Genomic DNA, 3,474 nt, shown 5'->3' on the forward strand with positions numbered 1-3,474 from the left:
CGTGCCCGACGGCGCGCCGTGGCCCACCCCGTCGACCGAGGGGCTCACCGAGGTGCTTCGCCGCGGGGCGCTCGGCGTCTCGCCCGCAGGGGCGCCCGCGCCCTCGCGGGCGCCGCTCACGGCGGCGCCCGTCCCGCAGGCGCGTCCCGACGGCGTGCGCACGGTCGTCGTCGCCGGAGACGGTGCCGGGGCTGACGCGCGCCGTGTCGCCGAGGCGAACGACTGGCCGCTGCTCGCCGAGCCGTCGTCGGGTGCCCGCGGTGGGACGCATGCGATCCCGGCCTACCGCCTCCTCCTCGGCGAGCCCGAGCTGGGCGGTGCCGTCCAACGGGTCGTCGTGCTGGGGCGGCCCACCCTGTCGCGACCCGTGCAGCAGCTGCTCGCGAGGGCCGACGTCGAGACGCTCGTCGTCGCGCCCGAGGGCGCGCGCTGGCCCGATGCCGCGCGTGCCGCCGACCAGGTCGCCACCGAGGTCCCGCCGCTCCTGCTGGCCGGCGGCCTCCGGGACGCCTCTGCAGCGGGAGCGTCGTGGCTCGACCGGTGGCAGCGGGCAGGTGCCGCGGCGGCGTCGGCGATCGCCGAGGTGCTCGGGCGACCAGGCCCGCTCACGGGACCGGGGGTAGCCGCGCTCGTGGCCGAGGCCTGCATGCCTGAGGCCCAGGCGGGTGAGGCCTTGATGCGTGAGGCCCGCGGAGCTGAGGCAAGGGCGCCTGAGGCTGGCGACGCTGAGACCGGCGCAGTTGGGGTCCGCGCGGCCGGCGGGGACGCGCCGCTCCCGGTCCTGGTCGTCGGGTCGAGCAACCCGATCCGAGACCTCGACCTCGTGGCGGACTGGTCGGAGCCGCCGCTCGTGCTCGCCAACCGGGGCCTCGCCGGCATCGACGGGACGATCTCGACCGCGTCGGGCGTCGCGATCGGGCTCGCGCGCCCCGTCCGTGCGTACGTGGGCGACCTGACCTTCCTGCACGACGTCGGCGGTCTGCTCGTGGGCCCGCTCGAGCGGCGGCCCGACCTGCAGGTGGTCGTCGCGAACGACGACGGCGGCTCGATCTTCGCGTCGCTCGAGCACGGGGCGCCCGAGCACGCCCGCGCGTTCGAGCGCGTCTTCGCGACGCCGCACGGGGCGGACCTCGCGGCGATCTGCGCGGGGTACGGCGTCCAGCACGTGCGCGTCGACGACGCGGACGCCCTGCGCCGTGCACTCGCCGCCGGCCCTCGCCTGGGTGGCAGGATCGAGGTCGTCGAGGTGGTCGTCGACCGCTCCGGCCGACGGTCGCTGGGCGACGAGATCGCCCGCGCCGTCCACGAAGCCGCGTTGACGGTGACGCGCGGCCGCTGACGCACGCTCATGCGGCGCCGAGGTTCGGGTCCTCCGCTCCGAGGATGAGGTCCTCCACCTCGCCCTCGAGCGGCCAGCCACTCCGCTCGAGGTCCTCCACCTCGCCCTCGAGCGGCCAGTCACTTCGCTCGCCCGGCGGCCCGCCCTCCTGCTCGCTCGGCGAACCACCTCCTCGGTCGCTCGGTGCTCCGGGTCGACGCGTGGCTGAGGCCCCGCCTCGCCGCTCACGCGCCGGCACGCGTCGTTGTTCAGGCGCTGGCCTGCGCTCCTGCTCGCTCGGCGGTGCCGTCGCCGCGCGCGTCGAGGCGGCCACGCCATGACTGTGCGGCGTGGCTCCCGACTGCGACGAGCTCGCCGGGCCGTAGCCCGGCGGCGCGAGGGGTCTGCCGTCCCGGCGAGCGAACTGGAACCCGTGGGGAACCCGGGTGATCTGGAGGTTCTGCTTGTGGACCTCGCCGTGGTGGTACCAGCACACGAGGATGCCGTTGCCCACCGAGGTGTCTCCGCCGTGGTCCCACCAGCGGATGTGGTGCACCTCGCCCAGGGTGGGCGGTGCGGTGCAGCCGGGGTACTGGCAGTGGCGGTCGCGGGCGAGCACGCCACGGCGCAGCTGCTTGGTGTAGGTCCGCTCGGCGCGGCCGACGTCGAGCACCTGGCTGTCGGGACCGAAGACGATGCGGGTCACCTCGCTGTCGCACGCGATTCGCGCCAGCACCGAGGGAGGCAGGGGCTCGCCGGACATGAGCTCGGCCGGTGGGACCAGGGCCTTGTCGTGGGAGGCCGGCGCGACGTCGGCGCCCGCAGACCTCGACGCGAGGCGTTCGAACGTCTCGTACGGCACCAGGACGTTGAGGTGCGGCCGGATCTGCGCGCCCTTGGCCGAGAGGCCTTTGTCGAGCACGAGCCTCGCCACCCCCACCAGCGCGGCGGCCTGGCGCTGCTCGAGCGACCGGACGTCGTCCTTGCCCGGGACACCCGCGACCGCGCGCACCGCGGTCGTGAGGAGCTCGCCGTTCTCGTGCGTGAGGAACCCCGTGAAGGCGACCCCGTCCCGGCGGCGGGCGAAGGACAACGACTCCTTGACGACGGCGTCCGTGTGCTCGCGCTCTGCGGTCGGCTCGTCCACGGCGATCGCCCAGCGCTTGACGACCTTGCGGAACTGGTCGACTCCTAGCGTCTTGGCCTGCTCGACCAGGAAGGCCTCGTTGCGGTCGGCTGCATCCCCGGTCAGCGCCGCGCGCCGCGCCTCGGACGTGACGACCTCGGCCAGGGCGTCGACATGACCCCGCGTGATGTCACCGCTGACGATCGCGGCCCGTGCGACGGGCAGGCCGCCGATGGCCTGCCCCAGGCGGAGCTGACGGGTCGCCTCGCCGTAGGCGATGCCCTCACGGCGCGCGGCCCAGCCGGCAGCCGTCCGATCGGCGCCGCCGACGGCCCAGCGACCGTCCTGCTCGACCGTGGCCAGCAAGGTCGCCGATGCAAGCTGGAGCTGGTCACCGACCACGCGCAGCACCTGCCGCGCTGCGGCGGCCTCGGGACCGTCGAGGTCGGCGAGCGGCATCGCGACGAGCCGCGAAGCCAGGCGGCGCAGCTCGGCCAGGACGTCATCGAGCGCCTCGACGCCCTCCACCGCCTGCCCCGCGTCGCGCACGAGATCGCCCCTCGCCTGGTCTGCACCGGTCCGTCCGGGTTGGAACTAGTGTACGAACGCCCTCCGACACGACTGATGAGGGTCCCCCCCCCGGGCTGTGGACGCCTGCATCGACGCGCCGCCTGTGCACGGCGGAGCGCCGATCGTGAGCCGTCGGCCGACGCCGGTCAGGCGACGCCGCCTGGGGCGCGAGCTCTCGTGAGCTGCACGCCGAGCGGGGCGACGGGACGACGACGCGAGTTCCCAGGGAACTCCCAGGTGCAGTCCAGCGCCGTCGAAGGCTGCCGCGGTGTCATGGGACGACGACACAGGAGGTCCACCCATGAGCACCGCGCCCGACAACCAGACGCCCCCGCCCGTCCCTCCGCACGCCGAGGGCCCGCGACCCGCGGACGACCGGCCGACCGCGCCGCTCGACCCGTTCCGCGCGCCCGCCGCGTCGACCCAGCCGCTCCCGGCCGCGCCCCACGCAGCGCCGCCC

The 3,474-nt window shown here is 75.4% G+C and carries 2 protein-coding genes; one reads left to right on the top strand and one right to left on the bottom strand.

What is annotated here, in order from left to right:
- The coding region (locus ICW40_RS16475) for a thiamine pyrophosphate-dependent enzyme (RefSeq protein WP_260459345.1) at positions 1–1,339 on the top strand (1,339 nt) is incomplete at its 5' end.
- 7 nt (positions 1,340–1,346) lie between these two features.
- Here ICW40_RS16475 and ICW40_RS16480 read toward each other — a convergent pair.
- Positions 1,347–2,993: an HNH endonuclease signature motif containing protein gene (locus ICW40_RS16480; RefSeq protein ID WP_221655100.1), complete on the bottom strand. Its 1,647-nt coding sequence runs from the start codon at positions 2,991–2,993 to the stop codon at positions 1,347–1,349.
- Positions 2,994–3,474: the final 481 nt, after the last annotated feature.

It is taken from the genome of Actinotalea ferrariae (assembly GCF_019733465.1).
GTDB lineage: Bacteria > Actinomycetota > Actinomycetes > Actinomycetales > Cellulomonadaceae > Actinotalea > Actinotalea ferrariae_A.